This is a genomic window from Variovorax boronicumulans (assembly GCF_019352895.1).
Classification (GTDB): domain Bacteria; phylum Pseudomonadota; class Gammaproteobacteria; order Burkholderiales; family Burkholderiaceae_C; genus Variovorax; species Variovorax boronicumulans_A.
In genome coordinates this window covers 673,074-689,959 of the sequence record NZ_JAAAFX010000009.1, presented here as the reverse complement: position 1 = coordinate 689,959, position 16,886 = coordinate 673,074, and the positions used below count along the sequence as shown (strand labels likewise).

The 16,886-nt window shown below is 69.4% G+C and carries 16 protein-coding genes; 5 read left to right on the top strand and 11 right to left on the bottom strand.

Features of this window, described 5'->3' with window-relative positions; all coding sequences use genetic code 11:
• Positions 1 to 20 precede the first annotated feature (20 nt).
• The 3 genes from aliB to badH are packed head-to-tail and all read right to left on the bottom strand — an operon-like array spanning position 21 to position 2,785.
• Positions 21 to 1,172: a cyclohexanecarboxyl-CoA dehydrogenase gene (aliB, locus tag K0H49_RS22295; RefSeq protein WP_219217170.1), complete on the bottom strand. Its 1,152-nt coding sequence runs from the start codon at positions 1,170 to 1,172 to the stop codon at positions 21 to 23.
• A 22-nt stretch (positions 1,173 to 1,194) separates the two neighbouring features.
• On the bottom strand, positions 1,195 to 1,986 hold the full coding sequence (gene badI, locus K0H49_RS22290) for a 2-ketocyclohexanecarboxyl-CoA hydrolase (RefSeq protein WP_219217168.1): 792 nt from the start codon (positions 1,984 to 1,986) through the stop codon (positions 1,195 to 1,197).
• A gap of 31 nt (positions 1,987 to 2,017) precedes the next feature.
• Positions 2,018 to 2,785, bottom strand: a complete 768-nt coding sequence (gene badH / locus K0H49_RS22285; RefSeq protein ID WP_219217166.1) for a 2-hydroxycyclohexanecarboxyl-CoA dehydrogenase — start codon at positions 2,783 to 2,785, stop codon at positions 2,018 to 2,020.
• 134 nt (positions 2,786 to 2,919) lie between these two features.
• On the opposite strand from badH, the gene K0H49_RS22280 reads away from it, so the two are divergent.
• A complete protein-coding gene (locus tag K0H49_RS22280) occupies positions 2,920 to 3,429 on the top strand; it encodes a MarR family winged helix-turn-helix transcriptional regulator (protein WP_219219085.1) in 510 nt (169 codons plus the stop codon).
• Positions 3,430 to 3,448: 19 nt separating this feature from the next.
• Here the strand turns inward: K0H49_RS22280 and K0H49_RS22275 are convergent, their stop codons facing one another.
• Positions 3,449 to 4,243, bottom strand: a complete 795-nt coding sequence (locus K0H49_RS22275; RefSeq protein ID WP_219217155.1) for an AraC family transcriptional regulator — start codon at positions 4,241 to 4,243, stop codon at positions 3,449 to 3,451.
• Between the two features lie 82 nt (positions 4,244 to 4,325).
• Here K0H49_RS22275 and K0H49_RS22270 point away from each other — a divergent pair, with 82 nt between their 5' ends.
• Positions 4,326 to 5,519: an MFS transporter gene (locus tag K0H49_RS22270; RefSeq protein WP_219217153.1), complete on the top strand. Its 1,194-nt coding sequence runs from the start codon at positions 4,326 to 4,328 to the stop codon at positions 5,517 to 5,519.
• Between the two features lie 91 nt (positions 5,520 to 5,610).
• Here K0H49_RS22270 and K0H49_RS22265 read toward each other — a convergent pair whose 3' ends face one another.
• On the bottom strand, positions 5,611 to 6,768 hold the full coding sequence (locus tag K0H49_RS22265) for an acyl-CoA dehydrogenase family protein (protein ID WP_219217151.1): 1,158 nt from the start codon (positions 6,766 to 6,768) through the stop codon (positions 5,611 to 5,613).
• 284 nt (positions 6,769 to 7,052) lie between these two features.
• On the opposite strand from K0H49_RS22265, the gene K0H49_RS22260 reads away from it, so the two are divergent.
• Both K0H49_RS22260 and K0H49_RS22255 read left to right on the top strand, forming a co-directional pair.
• Positions 7,053 to 8,255, top strand: a complete 1,203-nt coding sequence (locus K0H49_RS22260; protein WP_219217149.1) for an ABC transporter substrate-binding protein — start codon at positions 7,053 to 7,055, stop codon at positions 8,253 to 8,255.
• Positions 8,252 to 9,025, top strand: coding sequence for an enoyl-CoA hydratase (locus tag K0H49_RS22255; RefSeq protein WP_219217147.1), 774 nt, complete (start codon positions 8,252 to 8,254; stop codon positions 9,023 to 9,025). Before K0H49_RS22260 ends, K0H49_RS22255 begins: the two co-directional genes overlap by 4 nt.
• A 4-nt stretch (positions 9,026 to 9,029) precedes the next feature.
• Here the strand turns inward: K0H49_RS22255 and K0H49_RS22250 are convergent, their stop codons facing one another.
• From K0H49_RS22250 to K0H49_RS22230, 5 genes are all read right to left on the bottom strand, one after another.
• Positions 9,030 to 9,812 carry an SDR family NAD(P)-dependent oxidoreductase gene (locus K0H49_RS22250; protein WP_219217146.1) on the bottom strand — a complete coding sequence of 261 codons (783 nt, stop codon included), beginning with the start codon at positions 9,810 to 9,812 and terminating at the stop codon, positions 9,030 to 9,032.
• Between the two features lie 47 nt (positions 9,813 to 9,859).
• Positions 9,860 to 12,013: a fatty acid oxidation complex subunit alpha FadB gene (gene fadB, locus K0H49_RS22245; RefSeq protein WP_219217144.1), complete on the bottom strand. Its 2,154-nt coding sequence runs from the start codon at positions 12,011 to 12,013 to the stop codon at positions 9,860 to 9,862.
• 98 nt (positions 12,014 to 12,111) lie between these two features.
• Entirely contained in the window at positions 12,112 to 12,501 is a 390-nt protein-coding gene (locus K0H49_RS22240; protein WP_219217142.1) for a Zn-ribbon domain-containing OB-fold protein, read from the bottom strand.
• 5 nt (positions 12,502 to 12,506) lie between these two features.
• Positions 12,507 to 13,670: a thiolase family protein gene (locus K0H49_RS22235; protein ID WP_219217132.1), complete on the bottom strand. Its 1,164-nt coding sequence runs from the start codon at positions 13,668 to 13,670 to the stop codon at positions 12,507 to 12,509.
• Positions 13,667 to 14,662 carry a Bug family tripartite tricarboxylate transporter substrate binding protein gene (locus K0H49_RS22230; protein ID WP_219217130.1) on the bottom strand — a complete coding sequence of 332 codons (996 nt, stop codon included), beginning with the start codon at positions 14,660 to 14,662 and terminating at the stop codon, positions 13,667 to 13,669. The genes K0H49_RS22235 and K0H49_RS22230 overlap by 4 nt, the downstream gene beginning before the upstream one ends.
• A 143-nt stretch (positions 14,663 to 14,805) precedes the next feature.
• Between K0H49_RS22230 and K0H49_RS22225 the strand changes: the two genes are divergently transcribed.
• Positions 14,806 to 16,350 carry a class I adenylate-forming enzyme family protein gene (locus K0H49_RS22225; RefSeq protein WP_219217128.1) on the top strand — a complete coding sequence of 515 codons (1,545 nt, stop codon included), beginning with the start codon at positions 14,806 to 14,808 and terminating at the stop codon, positions 16,348 to 16,350.
• A 116-nt stretch (positions 16,351 to 16,466) separates the two neighbouring features.
• Here the strand turns inward: K0H49_RS22225 and K0H49_RS22220 are convergent, their stop codons facing one another.
• Positions 16,467 to 16,844, bottom strand: a complete 378-nt coding sequence (locus tag K0H49_RS22220) for a MerR family transcriptional regulator (RefSeq protein ID WP_219217126.1) — start codon at positions 16,842 to 16,844, stop codon at positions 16,467 to 16,469.
• Between the last annotated feature and the right edge of the window lie 42 nt (positions 16,845 to 16,886).

Sequence of the window (16,886 nt, the reverse complement as noted above, 5' to 3'; positions counted from 1 at the left end):
AAACCGTCCGACAGGAAAACTCAGGCAGGCACCGCCTTGCGACCGGCCCGCGTGCGCGCGACGATGGTCTTCATGATCTGGGCCGTGCCGTCGCCGATCTGGAAACCCAGCACGTCGCGCAGGCGCTGCTCCATCGGCCCGCGGTCGTAGCCGCCATGGCCGAACATCAGCAGGCACTGGTGGATGGCGTCGTAGGCCAGCTTGGGCGCCCACCACTTGCACATGGCGGCCTCGGCCGTGTGCGGCGCGCCCCTGTCCTTGAGCCACAGCGTCTGCAGGCACAGCAGCCGCGCGGCCTCGATCTGGGTGGCGAACTCCGCGAGCGGATGCGACACGCCCTGGAACGCCGACAGCGGCTTGCCGAAGGCCTCGCGCTGCGCCACGTAGTCCCAGGCCTCCTCCAGCGCCACGCGCGCCACGGCCAGCACCTGCAGGCCGATGAGCGCGCGCGAGAAGTCGAAGCCCTGCATCACCTGCACGAAGCCCTTGTTCTCGTCACCCAGGCGGTGGTCGACCGGCACGCGCACGTTCTCGAAGAACAGCGAACCCCGGCCGATGGCGCGCTGGCCATGGCAGTCGAAGCGGTTGCGCGTGAGGCCGGGCACATCGGTGGGCACCAGCAGCGCGGTCACGCCGTGCGCCTGCGATTCCACCGAGCCGGTGCGGCCGAACACCACCACCGCATCGGCCTGGTCGGCCGCGGAGATGGAGGTCTTCTCGCCGTTGATGACGTACTCGTCGCCGATTCGCTCGACGCGCAGCCGCAGGTTGGCCGCGTCCGAGCCGCCGCGCGGTTCGGTCAGCGCGATGGCGAGCAGCGCCTCGCCGCGCGTGAGCTTTTTCAACCATGGCGCGACGACCTCGGGTCTTCCGTGCGCTGCCAGGATCTGCCCGTTGAGCGAGGCCAGCAGGTTGATGTAGCTCAGGCTCAGGTCGGCCCGCGCGATCTCCTCGTGGATCACGCCCGCCGCGAGGCAGCCCATGCCCTGCCCGCCGTGCGCTTCCGCCAGCTCGGGCGCGATGAAACCCATCTCGCCCATCTCGCGCATCAAGGTGCGGTCGAGCACGCGGGTGTCGTCGCGCTCCAGGAAACCGGGCGCCACGCGGCCGGTGGCGAAACGGCGCGCATGCTCGGCCAGCGTGGCGAGGTCGTCGTCGATGTAAGGGTTCATCGCGGTGTTCCCTGGTTTGCGGCTACTTGGCGAACTTGCGGAACTCGGGCTTGCGCCGTTCCTGCAAGGCCTTCACGCCTTCGCGCGACTCTTCGGTGTCGTAGTACAGCTTGAGCGCGTACATGCCCAGGCCCGCGATGCCGGCCTGGTGCGCGGTGTCGGCGTTGAAGCTGCGCTTGGCGATCGCGATGGCCGTCGGGCTGCGCTCGCAGATCTCCTCGGCCCACTTCTGCACCTCGGCGTCGAGCTGCTCGTGCGGCACCACCGCGTTGGCCAGGCCCATGGCCACGGCCTCGGCGCCGCTGTAGCGGCGGTTCAGGTACCAGATCTCGCGCGCCTTCTTCTCACCCACCACGCGTGCCAGGAAGGCCGTGCCGTAGCCCGGGTCGACCGAGCCCATCTTCGGGCCGACCTGGCCGAAGATGGCCTTCTCGGACGCGATAGTGAGGTCGCAGATGGTGCACAGCACGTTGCCGCCGCCGATGGCGAAGCCCTGCACCCGTGCGATGACCGGCTTGGGCACGTTGCGGATGGCGTCGTGCAGCTCTTCCATCGGCAGGCCGATGGTGCCGCGGCCGTCGTAGTTGCCGTCGTGCGCGGACTGGTCGCCGCCGGTGCAGAAGGCCTTCTCGCCCGCACCGGCCAGCACGATGGCACCCACCGCGCGGTCGTAGCCCGCGCGGTTCAGCGCGCGGATGAGTTCGTCGCAGGTCTGGCCGCGGAAGGCGTTCATCTTCTCGGGGCGGTTGATGGTGATCCAGGCCACGCCGTTGCGCACGTCGTAGAGGATGTCTTCGAATTCGGTGGGGGTCATGCGTGTCTCCTTGAGTGAGCGGATGCGAGGGTCAGCCGTTCATCGTCAGCCCGCCCGAGACACTGAGCACCTGCCCGGTCACGAAGGCCGCGTCGTCGCTGGCGAAGAAAAGAATGGCGCCCGGCAGGTCGTCGGGCTGGCCGATGCGGCCCAGCGGAATGGAGCGCGTGAAGGCTTCCATCAGCTTCTCGGGGTTGCCGGCGCCCTGCTTGTAGTCGGCGAACAGCGCGGTGTCGGTCGGGCCCGGGCACACCACGTTCACCGTGATGCCGTGGCGCGCATGCTCGCGCGCGATGGTCTTGGAGAACGCGACCAGCCCGCCCTTGCAGGCCGCGTACACCGCCTCGCCGGAGGAGCCGACGCGTGCCGCGTCCGACGCGATGTTCACGATGCGCCCGGCCTTGCGCGCGGCCATGCCGGGCAGCACCGCGTGGTGCATGTGCAGCGCGCCGGTCAGGTTGATGGCGATGAGCTTGTCCCATTGCGCGGGCTCGGTCTTGGTGAAGGGCTTGAACACGTCCCAGCCGGCGTTGTTGACCAGCACGTCGATCGGGCCGAAGCGCTCCTGCGCAGCGGCCACGGCCGCGTCGACGGCGGCGCGCTCGGTGATGTCGCAGCGGAAGGCCTGGGCCTGGCCGCCGTCGGCACGGATCTGCGCGGCCACGGTTTCGGCGGCCTCGAGGTTCATGTCGAACACCGCCACGCGGGCGCCTTCGCGGGCGAAACGGCGGCACGTCGCGCCGCCGATGCCGCCGCCACCGCCGGTGACGAGGACTGTCTTGTATTGGAATCGTTGCATCAGGTTCTCCTTGGATACGGGGCTTGCGATATCGTTGGGCGACTCGGCGCTTCGCCCTGGATATTTATGTCAATACATTGACGCATTATGCTGATCCAACGAAGCACTGCGCAAGCCTTTCCGAAAGAGAAATAATGGTTAAACCTAGTGAAAACACCGATGCAGCGCGCATGGCGCTGGCCAATCGGGTGTTCTTCCGCCTGTATCAATGCGCAAACATGTTGCACAAAACAGGCAGCCGCGCGGTCGAGGCCGAGGGCCTGACGACGCAGCAATGGGCGGTGCTCGGCGCGCTGTCGAGGGACGAGGCCGAGGGGGGAATGAGCGTTGGCGACCTGGCGCGCTACCTGAAGGTCAGCCGCCAGAACCTGTCGGGCCTGGTCAGCCGCATGGAGCGCGACGGGCATGTGAAGACCGCCCCCGACAGCCGCGACCGGCGCTCACGCCTGGTCACGATGACCGCGTCGGGCCAGCACGTGTGGGTGGTCGAGGCGCAGCCGAAGATCTACGCCTACTACGACGAGGTGCTCGAGGGGTTCTCGGTGAACGATGTCACCCACACCCTGCACTACCTGCTGAAGATCCTCGAGAACATGCAGCGGGTGGACAACGCGCAGGGCGGCGCGGAAGAAGCGGCGGAGTGATGCGCCGCCGGGTGGCGTCCTAGCGAAGCTTCGAGAAGTACCGGGCCGGCGGCTCGCCCAGCGCTTTCCTGAACATCGTGATGAAGGCGGTCACCGACTCGTAGCCGAGGCTGCCCGCAACCTGTTGCACGCTGGCGCCCTCGGAGAGCTGCCGCAGGGCCACGATCAGGTGGAACTGCTGGCGCCATCGCCCGAAGCTCAGTCCCGTCTCGCGAAGCACCAGGCGGGCCAGTGTCCTTTCGCTCACCGCCAGCCGGCTTGCCCAGTCGGCCAAGGTCCTTCTGTCGGCAGGGTCCTGCGCCAAGGCATCTGCGATACGACGCAGTTTCGGATGTCCCGAGACGGGCAGATGGAGTTGCTCGACGGGAGCGGCCACCAAGTGCTCCAGCAGGACCGCCACCAGGCGCGCGGTGGGTCCGTCGTCAGGGTAGTCCTGCCCCAGCACGGCCAGGTGCTTGATGAGCTCCCGTACCAGCGGGCTGATCGCCAGCGTGCAGCACGCCGTGGGCATGTCCGCCGCACCGGGCTCGACGAAGAGGAAATAGATCTCGGCGTTGCTGGTGGCCCGGTTGCTGTGCGGCACACCGCCCGGAATCCACACCGCGTGGTGCGGCGGCACCATCCACATGGCCTTCGGCACCTCGCACGTCACGCCGCCGTGCAGGGCCAGCACCAGTTGCCCCTTGCGGTGGAAATGCACCGGCTGCTCCACGTCGCGCTCGTCGAGCGCCAGGTGCAGCGCCGCCACCGGCCGAACGTCCGTATCGGGATCGCGGCCGCGCAGGGCAAGGGAGAGCGGACCAAGGCGTGGCATGTTTTAGCGACACATTGTCTTTCCTTCTCTATCAGGTCCGAACGACTCCCTCCTAAATTTGTCGCTCAACCCGAGGAAAGACATGACGACCCTGACCGACCGCCGGACGATGACGCGCACAGCGCTGTTCATCGGCATCCTTTTCATCGCTGCCAACCTGCGCGCGCCGGTGACCGGCCTGCCCCCCATCCTGGGCTTCATTCGCGTCGACCTGGGCCTGGGCACCACGGCCGCCGGCGCGCTGACCACCCTGCCGCTGCTGGCCTTCGCGCTGCTCTCCCCGTTCAGCGCCGGCTTCGCCCGGGAGTACGGGCTGGAGCGCGCCCTTTTCGGCGCCATGGCCATCGTTGCCATCGGCATCGCCCTCCGGTCGAGCGGCACCGCGTGGGCGCTCTATGTCGGTACGTGGGTCATCGGCATGGGCATTGCCGTGGGCAATGTGCTGCTGCCCAGCCTGGTGAAGCGCGACTTCCCGCACGGCATCGCCACCGTCACCGGGGCCTTCGCGCTGGCGATGGGCATCGTGGCGGCGCTGGCCTCCGCCGTGGTCGCGCCGCTCGCGGCGGCCTGGGGCTGGAAATCCGCGCTGCTGGCCTTCCTGGTGCTGCCCCTGGCAGCGCTGGCGGTCTGGCTGCCGCAGCTCGCGGCGCGCACCCGGCCTGCTGCCGGCACCGCGACACCTCCCCATGGCGGTGCGGTGTGGCACTCCGCATTGGCCTGGCAGGTGACCCTCTACCTGGGCCTGAACTCGACCATCTACTACGTGGTCATCGGCTGGCTCCCGACCATCCTCGCCGATGCCGGGCTGTCTGCGGCGCAGGCCGGCTCGCTGCATGGCGTGATGCAACTGGCCAGCGCCGTGCCCGGGCTGCTGCTCGGGCCGGTGCTGCGCCGCATGCGCGATCAGCGACTCGCCGCGGCTTCGGTGGCCGCGCTGTCGGGGATCGCGCTGATCGGTATTCAGGCCGCTCCCCAGTACGCCTTCGTCTGGGCCATGCTCTTCGGGCTCGGCGCCGGCGCCCATTTCATCCTGGGCCTCGCGTTCATCGGCTTGCGCACCCGGCACCCCCAGGAGACGGCATCACTCTCGGGCATGGCGCAGAGCGTGGGCTATGTGCTGGCCGCCACGGGCCCGATCGCGATGGGCTTTCTGCATGACGTGCTGGGAGGCTGGCGCGTTCCGCTGCTGCTCTGCGCCGGCCTTGCCCTGGTCGCCGCCTTCGTCGGGATGCTGGCGGGAAGGGACCTGCATGTGAGCGTCGAATCCAGCGCGTGAAGAGGACTGCGGGCTCGCCAAGCCCTGCCTGGTCACGCGGCTTCCCGCGCGGTGTACCAGCTGTGCGCAGGCACAGGGCCCCCGCCGACGCTCAGAGCCGCGAGATCCGCTTCGCCATGCTCCAGCGGTGCACTTCCGACGGGCCGTCGTAGATCCGGAAGGCGCGGATGTCCTTGAAGATGCGCGCCACGATGGTCTCGTCGGACACGCCGCTGGCCCCCAGGATCTGCACCGAGCGGTCGACCACGCGCCATTCGGCCTCGGAGCACAGCACCTTGGTCAGGCTGGATTCGTGGCGGCCCTTCTGGCCTTGGTCGAGCACCCAGGCGCAATGCCAGATCGCCAGCCGCGCGCTGTGCAGGTCCATCTCGTTGTCGGCCAGCATGAAGCCCACGCCCTCGTGCTCGATCAGCGGCTGGCCGAAGGCCTGGCGCTTGCGCGCGTAGTCGCTGGCCACCTCGTGCGCGCGGCGCGCCTGGCCCAGCCAGCGCATGCAGTGCGTGAGGCGCGCGGGCGCGAGCCGCACCTGCGCGTAGCGGAAGCCCTCGCCGATCGTGCCCAGCACGTCCTCGGCCGGCACGCGCAGGCCGTCGAAGCGCACCACGCCGTGGCCACCGGTGAAGCAGCTGTCGAGCGCGTCGATCTGGCGCTCGATCACGATCTCGGGCTGGTCCATGTCGGCCAGGAACATGGTCGACGAGCCGTCTTCCATGCGCGCCATGATGATCGCGAAGCCCGCGCCGGTGGCGCCGGTGATGAACCACTTGCGGCCGGTGATGACGTAGTGCTCGCCATCGCGCACGGCCATCGTCTGCATCATCGACGGGTCGGAGCCCGCGCCCGGCGGCGGCTCGGTCATGCAGAAGCAGGAACGCACATGGCCGTCGATCAGCGGCTGCAGCCAGCGCGCCTTCTGCGCGGCGGTCGCGACCTCTTCCATCAGGTGCACGTTGCCTTCGTCGGGCGCGTGGATGTTGAGCGCGACCGGGCCCAGCGGCGAGTAGCCGGCTTCCTCGAACACGATGGCCTTGTCGACGTGCGACAGGCCGAGCCCGCCGTGCGCCTTCGAGGCATGCGGCGTGAGCAGGCCGTGGCGGCGGGCGCGCGCGACGAGCTCGTTGCGCAGTTCCTCGCTCGGGCCGTGCGAACCCTGGCGCGGGTCCGACTCCAGGGGGATCACTTCATCGGCGATGAAGCGGCGGGTGCGCTGTTGCAGGTCCAACTGCGCGGGAGACAGGCTGAAATCCATTCGGTCTTCGTTTTCGTTGTCGTGTGTTCGATCAGGGGCGGCCGGAGAGGCCACCAGAGTGGCTTCGATTGTCGGCATGCGCCTGGCATTTCCGGTCGCCAACGTGACCGGTGACACACCTTCCTCCTGTGCTGCGCCTGCGCGCATCGACGATGCCGGCCGCCATGCCAGTCTCGCCCGGATCGGGCCCGCCGTATTCGTCGGTTCGGACGATGCGCGCACCCGCGCGCCGGGCCAACACTGCCCGACGCCCCGCATTCGACGGGGCGACGGAGACAGATCCCATGCACTTCAGACGCCATTTCATCGCTGCCCTGGTGGGCACGGCCTTCGCCTGCTCGTCGCTGCACGCGGCCGAGCCCGGCATCAGCGCGAGCGAGATCCTGATCGGCTCGACGCAACCCTTCAGCGGGCCGGCCTCGGCCTACGGCAGCGTGGGCTTCGCGACCGAGGGCTACTTCGCCAAGGTCAACGACGAGGGCGGCATCCATGGCCGCAAGCTCAAGCTGCTGGCGCTCGACGACGCCTTCACACCCTCGAAGACCGTCGAGCAGACGCGCAAGCTGGTCGAGCAGGACCAGGTGTTCCTGATGTTCGCCTCGCAGGGCACGGCGGCCAACGCCTCGGTGCAGAAGTACCTCAACGCGAAGAAGGTGCCGCAGCTGTTCGTGATGTCGGGCTCGCATGTGTTCCAGACGCCCGACAAGACGCCCTGGACCGTGCCCGGCCTGCTCTCGTACTACGCCGAGTCGCGTGCCTACGCCACGCACATCCTGCGCAACACGCCCAACGCCAAGGTCGGCGTGCTGTTCCAGAACGACGACTTCGGCAAGGACTACCTGCGCGGCATCAAGGCCGGCCTGGGCGCGCAGGCCGCCAAGCTGATGGTGGCCGAGCAGAGCTACGAACTCACCGACCCGACCGTCGACTCGCAGATCGTCGCGCTGCGCGCCGCGGGCGTCGACACGCTGGTGATGGGCTCGCTGTCGAAGCAGACCAGCCAGGCGATCCGCAAGATCCACGACCTGGGCTGGAAGCCGACCATCTACCTGAGCTACATCTCCGCCGCGGTCTCGCCCACGCTGGTCAACGCCGGGCTCGAGAAATCGGTGGGCATCCTGACCGCCACCGTGATCAAGGACCCGACCGACACGCGCTGGCACCAGGACGCCGACTACCTCGAGTGGCTGGCCTGGATGAAGAAGTACTACCCCAAGGGCGATCTCAGCAACATGAGCAACGTCTACGCCTACGTGGCCAACAACACCATGGTCCACGTGCTGCGCGTCGCCGGCCCGAACCCCACGCGCGAGGAGGTGCTCAAGCGCCTGACCACGCTGCGCAACTACGCCGCGCCCATGCTGGTGCCCGGCGTTACGCTGAGCTTCAAGCCCGACGACTACACGGGCTTCCGCCGCATGCAGCTGCAGAAGTTCGACGGCGCGAAGTGGGTGCCAGTGGGCGAACCGATCGGCGACGGCACATGAGCGAACCCCTGCTGACCCTCACGCGGCCGCAACCGGGCTGCGCCTGCCTCGCGCTCAACCGGCCCGAGGCGATGAATGCGCTGTCGACCGCGCTGCGCATGGCGCTGGTGCGTGCGCTCGACGACCTGGCGCGCGACGAGAGCGTGCGCGTGCTGGTCCTCACCGGTGCCGGCAAGGCCTTCTGCGCGGGGCTCGACCTGCGCGAACTGGGCCGGCAGGCGCTGGACATCGCCTCGCCGGCCAACGACCCGGTGACGGCGCTGGCGCATTTTCCGCGCCCGGTGATCGGCGCGATCAACGGCGCGGCCATCACTGGCGGCTTCGAGCTGGCCCTGGCCTGCGACATGCTGATCGCCTCGAGCGCGGCCCGCTTCGCCGATACGCACGGCCGCGTGGGCGTGATCCCGGGCTGGGGCCTGTCGCAAAAGCTCAGCCGGCTGATCGGCATCGGCCGCGCCAAGGAGCTGTCCTTCAGCGGCAACTTCATCGGCGCCGAGCAAGCCGAGCGCTGGGGCCTGGTCAACCGGGTCGTGGCGCCGGAAGACCTGATGCCGCAGGCGCTGGCCCTGGCGGCCGACATCGCGGGCGCGCTGCCCGAGATCGTCGCGCCCTATAAGCGGCTGATCGACGAGGGCTACGGCCTGCCCTTCGACGATGCCATGCGGCTCGAGCAGCAGGCCAGCCAGCGCTGGGCCGAGCAGCTGAAGCCCGAAGCGCTGGAGGCCCGCCGCGCGACCGTGAGCGCGCGCGGGCGGCAGCAGGCCGGCTGAGGGCTCAGCGCGGCGCCATGCGGATCGCGCCGTCCAGGCGCACGCTCTCGCCGTTGAAGTAGCCGTTGGTGATCATCAGCTCGGCCAGCGTCGCGTACTCGGCCGGGTCGCCCAGGCGCTTGGGGAAAGGCACCGAGGCGGCCAGCGCTTCCTTCACGTTGTCGGGCGCGCCCTGCAGCAGGGGCGTGTTGAAGATGCCCGGCAGGATGGTGTTGACGCGGATGCCCTCGCCCATCAGGTCGCGCGCGATGGGCAGGGTCATGCCGACGATGCCGGCCTTCGACGCGGTGTAGGCGGCCTGGCCCATCTGTCCGTCCTGCGCCGCGACCGAAGCGGTGTTGACGATGGCGCCGCGCTCGCCGTCCACGCCCGGCGCCAGCGAGAGCATGCCGGCGGCCGACTTGGCGATGCAGCGGAAGGTGCCCACCAGGTTGATCTGGATGATGCGGTCGAAGTTGGCCAGCGGGAAGTGCTTGACCTCGCCCGAGGCCTTGTCGCGGCTCGCGGTCTTGACCGCGTTGCCGGTGCCGGCGCAGTTGACCAGCACGCGCTCCTGGCCGTGGGCCGCACGCGCCTTGGCGAAGGCCGCGTCGACCTGTTCGTCGGAGGTCACGTCGACCTTGCAGAACACGCCGCCGAGCTCGGCCGCCAGGGCCTCGCCCTGGGCTTCGTTGAGGTCGAACAGCGCGACCTTCACGCCGTGGCTGGCCAGGCGCCGCGCGGTGGCCGCGCCGAGCCCGGACGCGCCGCCCGTGACGACGGCGGCAATGCTGGAATCGAGTTGCATCGGGAGTCCTTGAGGAATGGATCTGGGAGGGAGAAAAGAGGAAGAAATCAGACTGGGTAGTAGCGCGCGCCGCTGGCCGCCATCTCGCGCATGCGCGCCGTGGCGGCGTACTGCGGGCCCAGGGCCGCATGGCGTTCGCTCAGCGCGACCACGCGGTCCAGGCCCAGCCAGTCGGCGTACTTGAGCGCGCCGCCCGCATAGGCCGGGAAGCCGATGCCCAGCAGCAGCGCCATGTCGAGCTCGGCCGGCGTCGCGACCACGCCCTCCTCGAGCGCATGCGCGGCCTCGACGATCAGCGGCAGCATCATGCGTTCGACGATGTCGGCGTCGGAGAAGTCGCGCCGCCCTTCGGGCTGCAGCGTGGCCACCAGCGCGTGCGCCTCGGGCGCAGAGAACTTGCGCGGCCGGCCGGTGGGATCGTTCTCGTAGCGGTAGAAGCCGGCACCGTTTTTCTGGCCGTAGCGCCGGTTCGCGACCATGAGCTTGACCGCGTCGCGCTGCGTGGGGCGCATGCGCTGCGGGTAGCCGGCCGAGATCACGTCGCCCACGTGCGCGCCCACGTCCATGCCGACCACGTCCTGCAGGTAGGCCGGGCCCATGGGCCAGCCGAAGGCTTCCATCACGCAGTCGATGTGCTCGAAGTCGGCGCCGTCGGCCACCAGCTGGGTGAAGGCCGTGATGTAGGGCGTGAGGATGCGGTTGACCAGGAAGCCGGGGCAGTCCTTGACCACGATCGGCGTCTTGCCCATGGCCACCGCATAGCCCACGGCCGTGGACACCGCCGACGCCCGCGTGCGCGAGCCCTGGATCACCTCGACCAGCTGCATCACCGGCACCGGGTTGAAGAAGTGCATGCCGACGAAATCCTCGGGCCGCGCGAGCGGCTGTGCGATGTCGTCGATGCGCAGGCTCGAGGTGTTCGACGCGATCACCGTGCCGGGCCGGACCGTGCCTTCGAGCGCGGCCAGCACCTTGCGCTTGACGGCGAGGTTCTCGACCACGGCCTCGATCACGCAATCGACGGCGTCGAAACCGACCTCGTCGAGCTGCGGCCGGATCGATGCGAGCACGGCGTCGGCGCGCGCCTGCGCGAGCCGGCCGCTCTTGACCTGTTTGGCCAGCTGCTTGCTCGCCTCGGCGATGCCCAGGTCGAGTTGCGGCTGCGCGATGTCCTTCATGCGCACCGGCGTGCCGCGCAACGCGCTGGTGTAGGCGATGCCGCCGCCCATGATGCCCGCGCCCAGCACCGCCGCCTGCGCGACCTGGCGGCCTTCGCGCGCATGGGCCTTGTAGAGTTTCTTCAAAGCCTGGTCGTTGAGGAAGGCCTGCACCAGCGAGGACGCGGCCTGGGTCTTGGCGACGCGGCCGAAGGCAGCGGCTTCGAGGTCGAGCGCGCCGGAGCGGTCCTGGCCCGCGGCCTGGGCCATCATCTCGAGCGCGATCACGGCGGCCGGCTGGTGCTTGGGGCCGCGCGCCAGCAGCGCGGTGCGCGCGGTCTCGACCAGTCCCTCGGCTTCCTGCGAGCGCATCGAGAGCTTCACCCGCTTGCGCTGCTGCGCGGCCTGCCAGTCGACCTCGCCGCGCACCGCGCGCTGCAGCAGCGCCAAGGCCTCGGCACGCAGCGTGTCGGGGCTTGCGAGCACGTCGACCACGCCCGCGGCCAGCGCCGCGGCGGCCTTGGCGGGCTTCCCGCTCGCGACCCAGTCGACGGCCGTGGCCAGGCCGGCCACGCGCGACAGCCGCACCGTGCCGCCGAAGCCGGGGAACAGGCCCAGCTTGACCTCGGGCACGCCGACCTGGGCCGTGTCGGACATCACGCGCAGCGATGCCAGCAGCGCCAGCTCGAGCCCGCCGCCCAGCGCGAAGCCGTTGATCGCGACCACGCTGGGCACCGACAGGTCCTCGAAGGCATTGAACAGCTCGTTGCTGGCGCGCACGCCGGCGGCGATGTCGGCCTCGGCCTGCTGGAAGGTAGCGCCGAACTCGGTGATGTCGGCGCCCACGATGAACACGTCCTTGGCGCTCGTGACCAGGACGCCGCGCACCTCGGGCGCCGCCGCGATCACCGCGGTGGCCTGGCGGAACTCGTCGACGGTGCGTGCGTCCAGCTTGTTGATGGCCTCGCCGCGGCGGTCGAAACGCAGCTCGACCAGCCCTCCTTCGGTCAGCGGCAGGACGCTGATGCTTTCGCCTTGGAACAAGAGAATCTCCTCATGGCCGGCGACACGCCGGCCCTGGGGAAAAAGTTTAGGGACGGACCCCGGGCGCCGGCATCGTCCGAAGCGACGAATCCATGCGCTCAGACAGGCCGGAACACCGGCTGCGGCTCGCCGCCGGGCACGGTCTCGACGGAGGCGCGCACCGGCAGCCCGATGTGCAGCCTGTCCGGATCGAGGTCCTTGAGCAGGCCCAGCATGCGGATGCCCTCGGCCATGTCCACCGTGACCAGCACGAAGGGCACCGCCTCGGTGAAGCCTGGCAGCGGACTCTGGTGCGTCACGGTCCAGCTGTGCACCGTGCCCGCGCCCGACACAGGCAGCCAGGCGTGCCCGAAGTCGTGGCATGCCGTGCACATCGGCCGCGGGTAGTGGCGCCAGGTGCCGCAGGCCGTGCAGCGCTGCACGCGCAGCTCGCCGGCGTCCAGCGCGTCCCAGTAGGGTTGGGTGTCGACCGAAGCGGGAAAGCGCATCTTCATCATCCTCCGCGGCGCAGGATCGCGACCGCACCGTCACCCATGTCACCATAGCCTGTGACCAGGCCGACCTCGGCCCCGGCCACCTGGTTGTCGCCGCCCTCGCCGCGCAGCTGGCGCACCAGCTCGACGACGTGATTCATGCCCACCATGTGCGCCTGCGAGAGCAGGCCGCCGTGCGTGTTCACCGGCAACTGGCCGCCCAGCCCGATCCGGCCGTCGCGCACGAAGGCCCCGCCCTCGCCCTTGGCGCAGAAGCCCAGGTCCTCGAGCTGGCACAGCACGATGTAGGTGAAGCAGTCGTAGATCTGGGCGAGGTCGATGTCTGCGTGCGAGACGCCGGCCGAAGCAAAGGCGCGCGCCGCGGCCTTGGCGATGCCCAGCTGCAGCAGGTCGGCGCGCTGCGTGATGGCCGAGGGCGCGTCGGGGTGGCCCTCGGCCGCGGCCAGGATCGGCACCGGCCGGTGCGGGCGGTCGAAGGAGGCTTCGCGCGCGCTGACCACCACCGCCGCGGCGCCGCTGCTTTCCAGGCTGCAGTCGAACAGCCGGAACGGGTCGGAGATCATGCGCGAGGCCTGGTGGTCGGCCACGGTCATGGGCTTTCTCATGATCGCGTTGGCGTTGCCCATCGCATGGCGCCGCATGGTGACGGCGATGTGCGCCAGGTCTTCACTGCATGTGCCGTAGGTTTGCATGTGGCGCCTGGCCATCGGCGCGTAGAGCTGCACCGGCGCGAAGGCGCCCGAGGGCGTCTCGAACTCGGCCACGCTGCGGAACTGCGGCATGAGCCGCAGCCGGTCGCCGATCGCGCCACCCCGGCCGTCGCGTCCGGCCACCAGCAGCACATGGCGGCAGATGCCCGCGCCGATGGCCGCGCAGGCCAGCTGCAGGGAGGCCACCGCGCTCGCGCCGCCCATCGGCACCGTGGCCGACAGCCGCAGGTCGCGGATACCGAAGTTCTGGATGAAGTCCTCGGCCATCGCCGAGCCCGAGGCCATGGGCAGGATGCCGTCGATGTCGCCCGGCGCCAGGCCGGCGTCACGCACCGCGCGCAGGCCTGCGTCGAGCTGCAGCGCGAGGCTGCTGCGCGCCGAGATGCCGCGCTCGTAGACGGTCTCGCCGACGCCGGTGACCGCGGCGACCTCGGGTCGCGGGGCCGCGCTCATTGCTCGATCCGGAGCTCGTTCTCGGCCACCTTCTTCTGCCAGTAGACCAGGTCGCTGGCCACCTTCTGCTCGAAGGACTCGGGTGTGGCCGTGACGGGCAGCAGGCCCAGGGCCGTGAGCCGGGCCTGCAGCTCGGGCGCCTTGAGCACCTGATCGAGGCTCGCGCGCAGCTTCTTCACCACTGCGGGCGGCGTCTTCGCGGGCGCGAACATGCCATACCAGCCCAGCACGTCGAGGCCCTTGTAGCCCTGCTCCTCGAAGGTCGGCACGTCGGGCAACAGCGGCGCGCGGCGGCTGCCGTTGACCGCATAGGCGCGCAGCTTTCCCGACTGGATGTAGGGCAGCGGCGTGGCCAGGTCGCTGAAGGACAGCGTGACATGGCCGGCCAGCAGGTCGGTCATGAGCGGCGCGGCCCCCTTGTAGGGAATGTGCACGGTCTTGATCTTGTTGTTGCGGTTGAATATCTCGGAATGGATGTGCGCCGGCGAACCCGCGCCGTAGGTGCCGTAGCTGTACTTGTCGGGCGACTTCGCGGCCAGCGCCACATAGTCCTTCAGCGAATGGATGTCGGGGTCGTTGGTGATGAACACCGCCATCGCATCGGCCACGCGGACCAGCGGCACGAAGTCCTTCTGCACGTCGTAGGGGATCTTCGGATAGATCGAGGGCGCAAGCACCAGCTGGCTGATGCCCAGCAGCAGCGTGTAGCCGTCGGGTGCGGAGCGCGCGACGAATTCGTTGCCGATCATCCCGGAGGCACCCGCGCGGTTGTCGACCACCACCGGCTGGCCCCAGAGCTTGCTCAGGTCCAGCGCGATCTGCCGCGCCACCACGTCGCCCATGCCGCCCGCGGGGAAGGGCATGACCAGGCGCACGGGCTTGTCGGGGAAGGTGGTGGCCGGTGCATCGGCCGCATGGACCCATGGTGCGAGGCATTGCAGGCAGCCAGCGGCGGCCAGGGCCATGCAGGCCCGGCGCGAGATCTTCTTCATGCGTGTCTCCATCTGTTCTTGGATCGAGCCGGCATCGTAGGAAGGCGGGGGTGCCGCAACCATCGTCGGATCGGACGAATCCGGCCGGCAATTTCGTCGCTTACGACGAAGGCAGCGGCGCGGTGCCTGCCTAGAGTGCGGGCATGCCTACTTCCGCCCTGCCTCTGCCCCCGTCCCTGCCCATTCGCGCGGCACAGCCCAGCCTGACCGGCCTGTTCCTGCAGCAGGTGCGCCGAACGCCCACACGCATCGCGCTCGAATGCGGCGCGCTGCAACGCAGCTACGCGGAACTCGACGCGCGCGTGAACCGCCTCGCGCACGGCCTGCGCGCACGGGGCCTGCAACCGGGAGAGCGCATCGCGATGCTCAGCGAGAACCGCCCCGAGTACGTCGAGATGCAACTGGCCGCCGCCAAGCTGGGCCTGATCCTCGCGTGCCAGAACTGGCGCCAGTCCGACGAGGAGCTGCAGTACTGCATCCGCCTGGTCTCGCCCCGGCTGCTGGTGCATTCGCAGCGCTACGCCGAGACCGCGGCGCGGCTCGACCACGGTGTGGCGCAATGCCTGTGCATCGAGCAGGCCTACGAGCAACTGCTCGCCGATGCGGACAACGCCGAAGCCGCCGAAGCCATCGACCCCGAGGCCGGCCTGGTGATCCTCTACACCAGCGGCACCACCGGCATGCCCAAGGGCGCGCTCATCAGCCAGCGTGCCATGCTCGCGCGCACGATGATCTCGCGCGTCGACGGCGCCACACAGCCCACCGACAGCTTCATCGCCTGGGCGCCGCTGTTCCACATGGTCTCGACCGACCCGGTGTTCGGCACGTTGCTCCAGGGCGGCAAGGTGATCGTGATGGACGGCCTGCAGGTCGAGGCGCTGGTGCGCATCACGGCGCGGGAGTTCATCGGCCACCTCACGCTGATGCCCGGCATGGTCGACCGCGTGATCGCTGAAATCGAGCGCAGCGGCCTGCAGCCCCAGGGCGCACGCAGCATCGGCTGCATGGCCGACCTGGTGCCGCCCGAGCAGATCGCGCGCGTCACCACGCTCTACAACGCCCCCTTCCGCAACTCCTTCGGCTCGACCGAAACCGGCAGCGCACCCGCGAGCCGCGGGCTGGTCCCGGTCGGCGAGGCGCCGACGCGTCTGTCGAAGCAGCAGAACTCCTACTGCGAGATCCGGCTGGTCGACCCCGACGACCTCGAGGTGCCCGACGGCCAGCCCGGCGAACTCGCCTTCCGCGGCCCGAGCCTGTTCAGCGGCTATTGGGGCAACGAAGAAGCCAACGCGAAGGATTTCCGCGGCGGCTGGTTCCACATGGGGGACGTCTTCGTGCGCAACCCCGACGGCACGCTCGATTTCGTCGACCGCCGCAAGTACCTGATCAAGTCGGGCGGCGAGAACATCTACCCGGCCGAGATCGAGCGCGTGCTGCTGGGCTGCGCCGGCGTGCAGGAAGCCGTGGTCGTGCGCCGCCCCGATGCGCGCTGGGGCGAGGTGCCGGTGGCCTTCGTGGCCAGCAGCGAGGCCGCGCCCGATGCCGACGCGCTGATCGCACAATGCCGCGGCCGCATGGCGGGCTACAAGCTGCCCAAGGCGGTGGTGTTCATCGCCTTCGAGGACTTCCCGCGCAGTGCAACGGGGAAGGTGAAGCGGCATGAGCTGGAGGCGCGGCTGACGGCCTGACAAGACTGGGGTGCGCACCATCCAAGCTGTTGATTTGAAAAGCGTTTCACTGCAAAAGGCAGAAAGGCCGATTGACAGTGAAACGTGGCTCCTTGGCCAAAGCAATGCGGCCCGCGCTACGACGCGGTCTCCGTCACCCGAGGCGCCGCATCCAGCCCCTTCAGGAAACTCGCCACGATGCGCCGGCTCTCCCGCAGGCCGCGCAGCTTCTCGTCGAGCTTCTCGACCTCCTGGTGCAGCGTCGCGCGAATCTCGTCGCAGGGCATGAACACATCCGGACCGTCGACCATGCAGGGCAGCAGCACGCGGATGGCCTCGATCTTCAGGCCCGAGGCGCTGAGCAGGCGGATGCGCCGCGCGGCCTCGAGTTCGGCGTCGCCGTAGTCCCGGTAGCCGGCGTCCGTGCGCGCGGGCCGCAGCAGGCCGGCCTGCTCGTAGTAACGCAGCATTCTTTCGCTCACGCCGGCACGGCGCGCGAGTTCTCCGATCCGCATCGATGTCTTCCTTCGAGCCACTTGACTCTGACAGCACTGTCA

Excerpts from the sequence above, each read along its gene's own strand:
- K0H49_RS22240 (WP_219217142.1), bottom strand. The coding sequence starts at position 12,501 with ATGCGCTTTCCCGCTTCGGTCGACACCCAACCCTACTGGGACGCGCTG.
- K0H49_RS22230 (WP_219217130.1), bottom strand. The coding sequence starts at position 14,662 with ATGAAGAAGATCTCGCGCCGGGCCTGCATGGCCCTGGCCGCCGCTGGC.
- badI (WP_219217168.1), bottom strand. The coding sequence starts at position 1,986 with ATGACCCCCACCGAATTCGAAGACATCCTCTACGACGTGCGCAACGGC.
- K0H49_RS22270 (WP_219217153.1), top strand. The coding sequence starts at position 4,326 with ATGACGACCCTGACCGACCGCCGGACGATGACGCGCACAGCGCTGTTC.
- K0H49_RS22220 (WP_219217126.1), bottom strand. The coding sequence starts at position 16,844 with ATGCGGATCGGAGAACTCGCGCGCCGTGCCGGCGTGAGCGAAAGAATG.
- K0H49_RS22225 (WP_219217128.1), top strand. The coding sequence starts at position 14,806 with ATGCCTACTTCCGCCCTGCCTCTGCCCCCGTCCCTGCCCATTCGCGCG.
- K0H49_RS22260 (WP_219217149.1), top strand. The coding sequence starts at position 7,053 with ATGCACTTCAGACGCCATTTCATCGCTGCCCTGGTGGGCACGGCCTTC.
- K0H49_RS22235 (WP_219217132.1), bottom strand. The coding sequence starts at position 13,670 with ATGAGCGCGGCCCCGCGACCCGAGGTCGCCGCGGTCACCGGCGTCGGC.
- K0H49_RS22265 (WP_219217151.1), bottom strand. The coding sequence starts at position 6,768 with ATGGATTTCAGCCTGTCTCCCGCGCAGTTGGACCTGCAACAGCGCACC.
- K0H49_RS22275 (WP_219217155.1), bottom strand. The coding sequence starts at position 4,243 with ATGCCACGCCTTGGTCCGCTCTCCCTTGCCCTGCGCGGCCGCGATCCC.
- K0H49_RS22250 (WP_219217146.1), bottom strand. The coding sequence starts at position 9,812 with ATGCAACTCGATTCCAGCATTGCCGCCGTCGTCACGGGCGGCGCGTCC.
- K0H49_RS22255 (WP_219217147.1), top strand. The coding sequence starts at position 8,252 with ATGAGCGAACCCCTGCTGACCCTCACGCGGCCGCAACCGGGCTGCGCC.
- aliB (WP_219217170.1), bottom strand. The coding sequence starts at position 1,172 with ATGAACCCTTACATCGACGACGACCTCGCCACGCTGGCCGAGCATGCG.
- badH (WP_219217166.1), bottom strand. The coding sequence starts at position 2,785 with ATGCAACGATTCCAATACAAGACAGTCCTCGTCACCGGCGGTGGCGGC.
- K0H49_RS22280 (WP_219219085.1), top strand. The coding sequence starts at position 2,920 with ATGGTTAAACCTAGTGAAAACACCGATGCAGCGCGCATGGCGCTGGCC.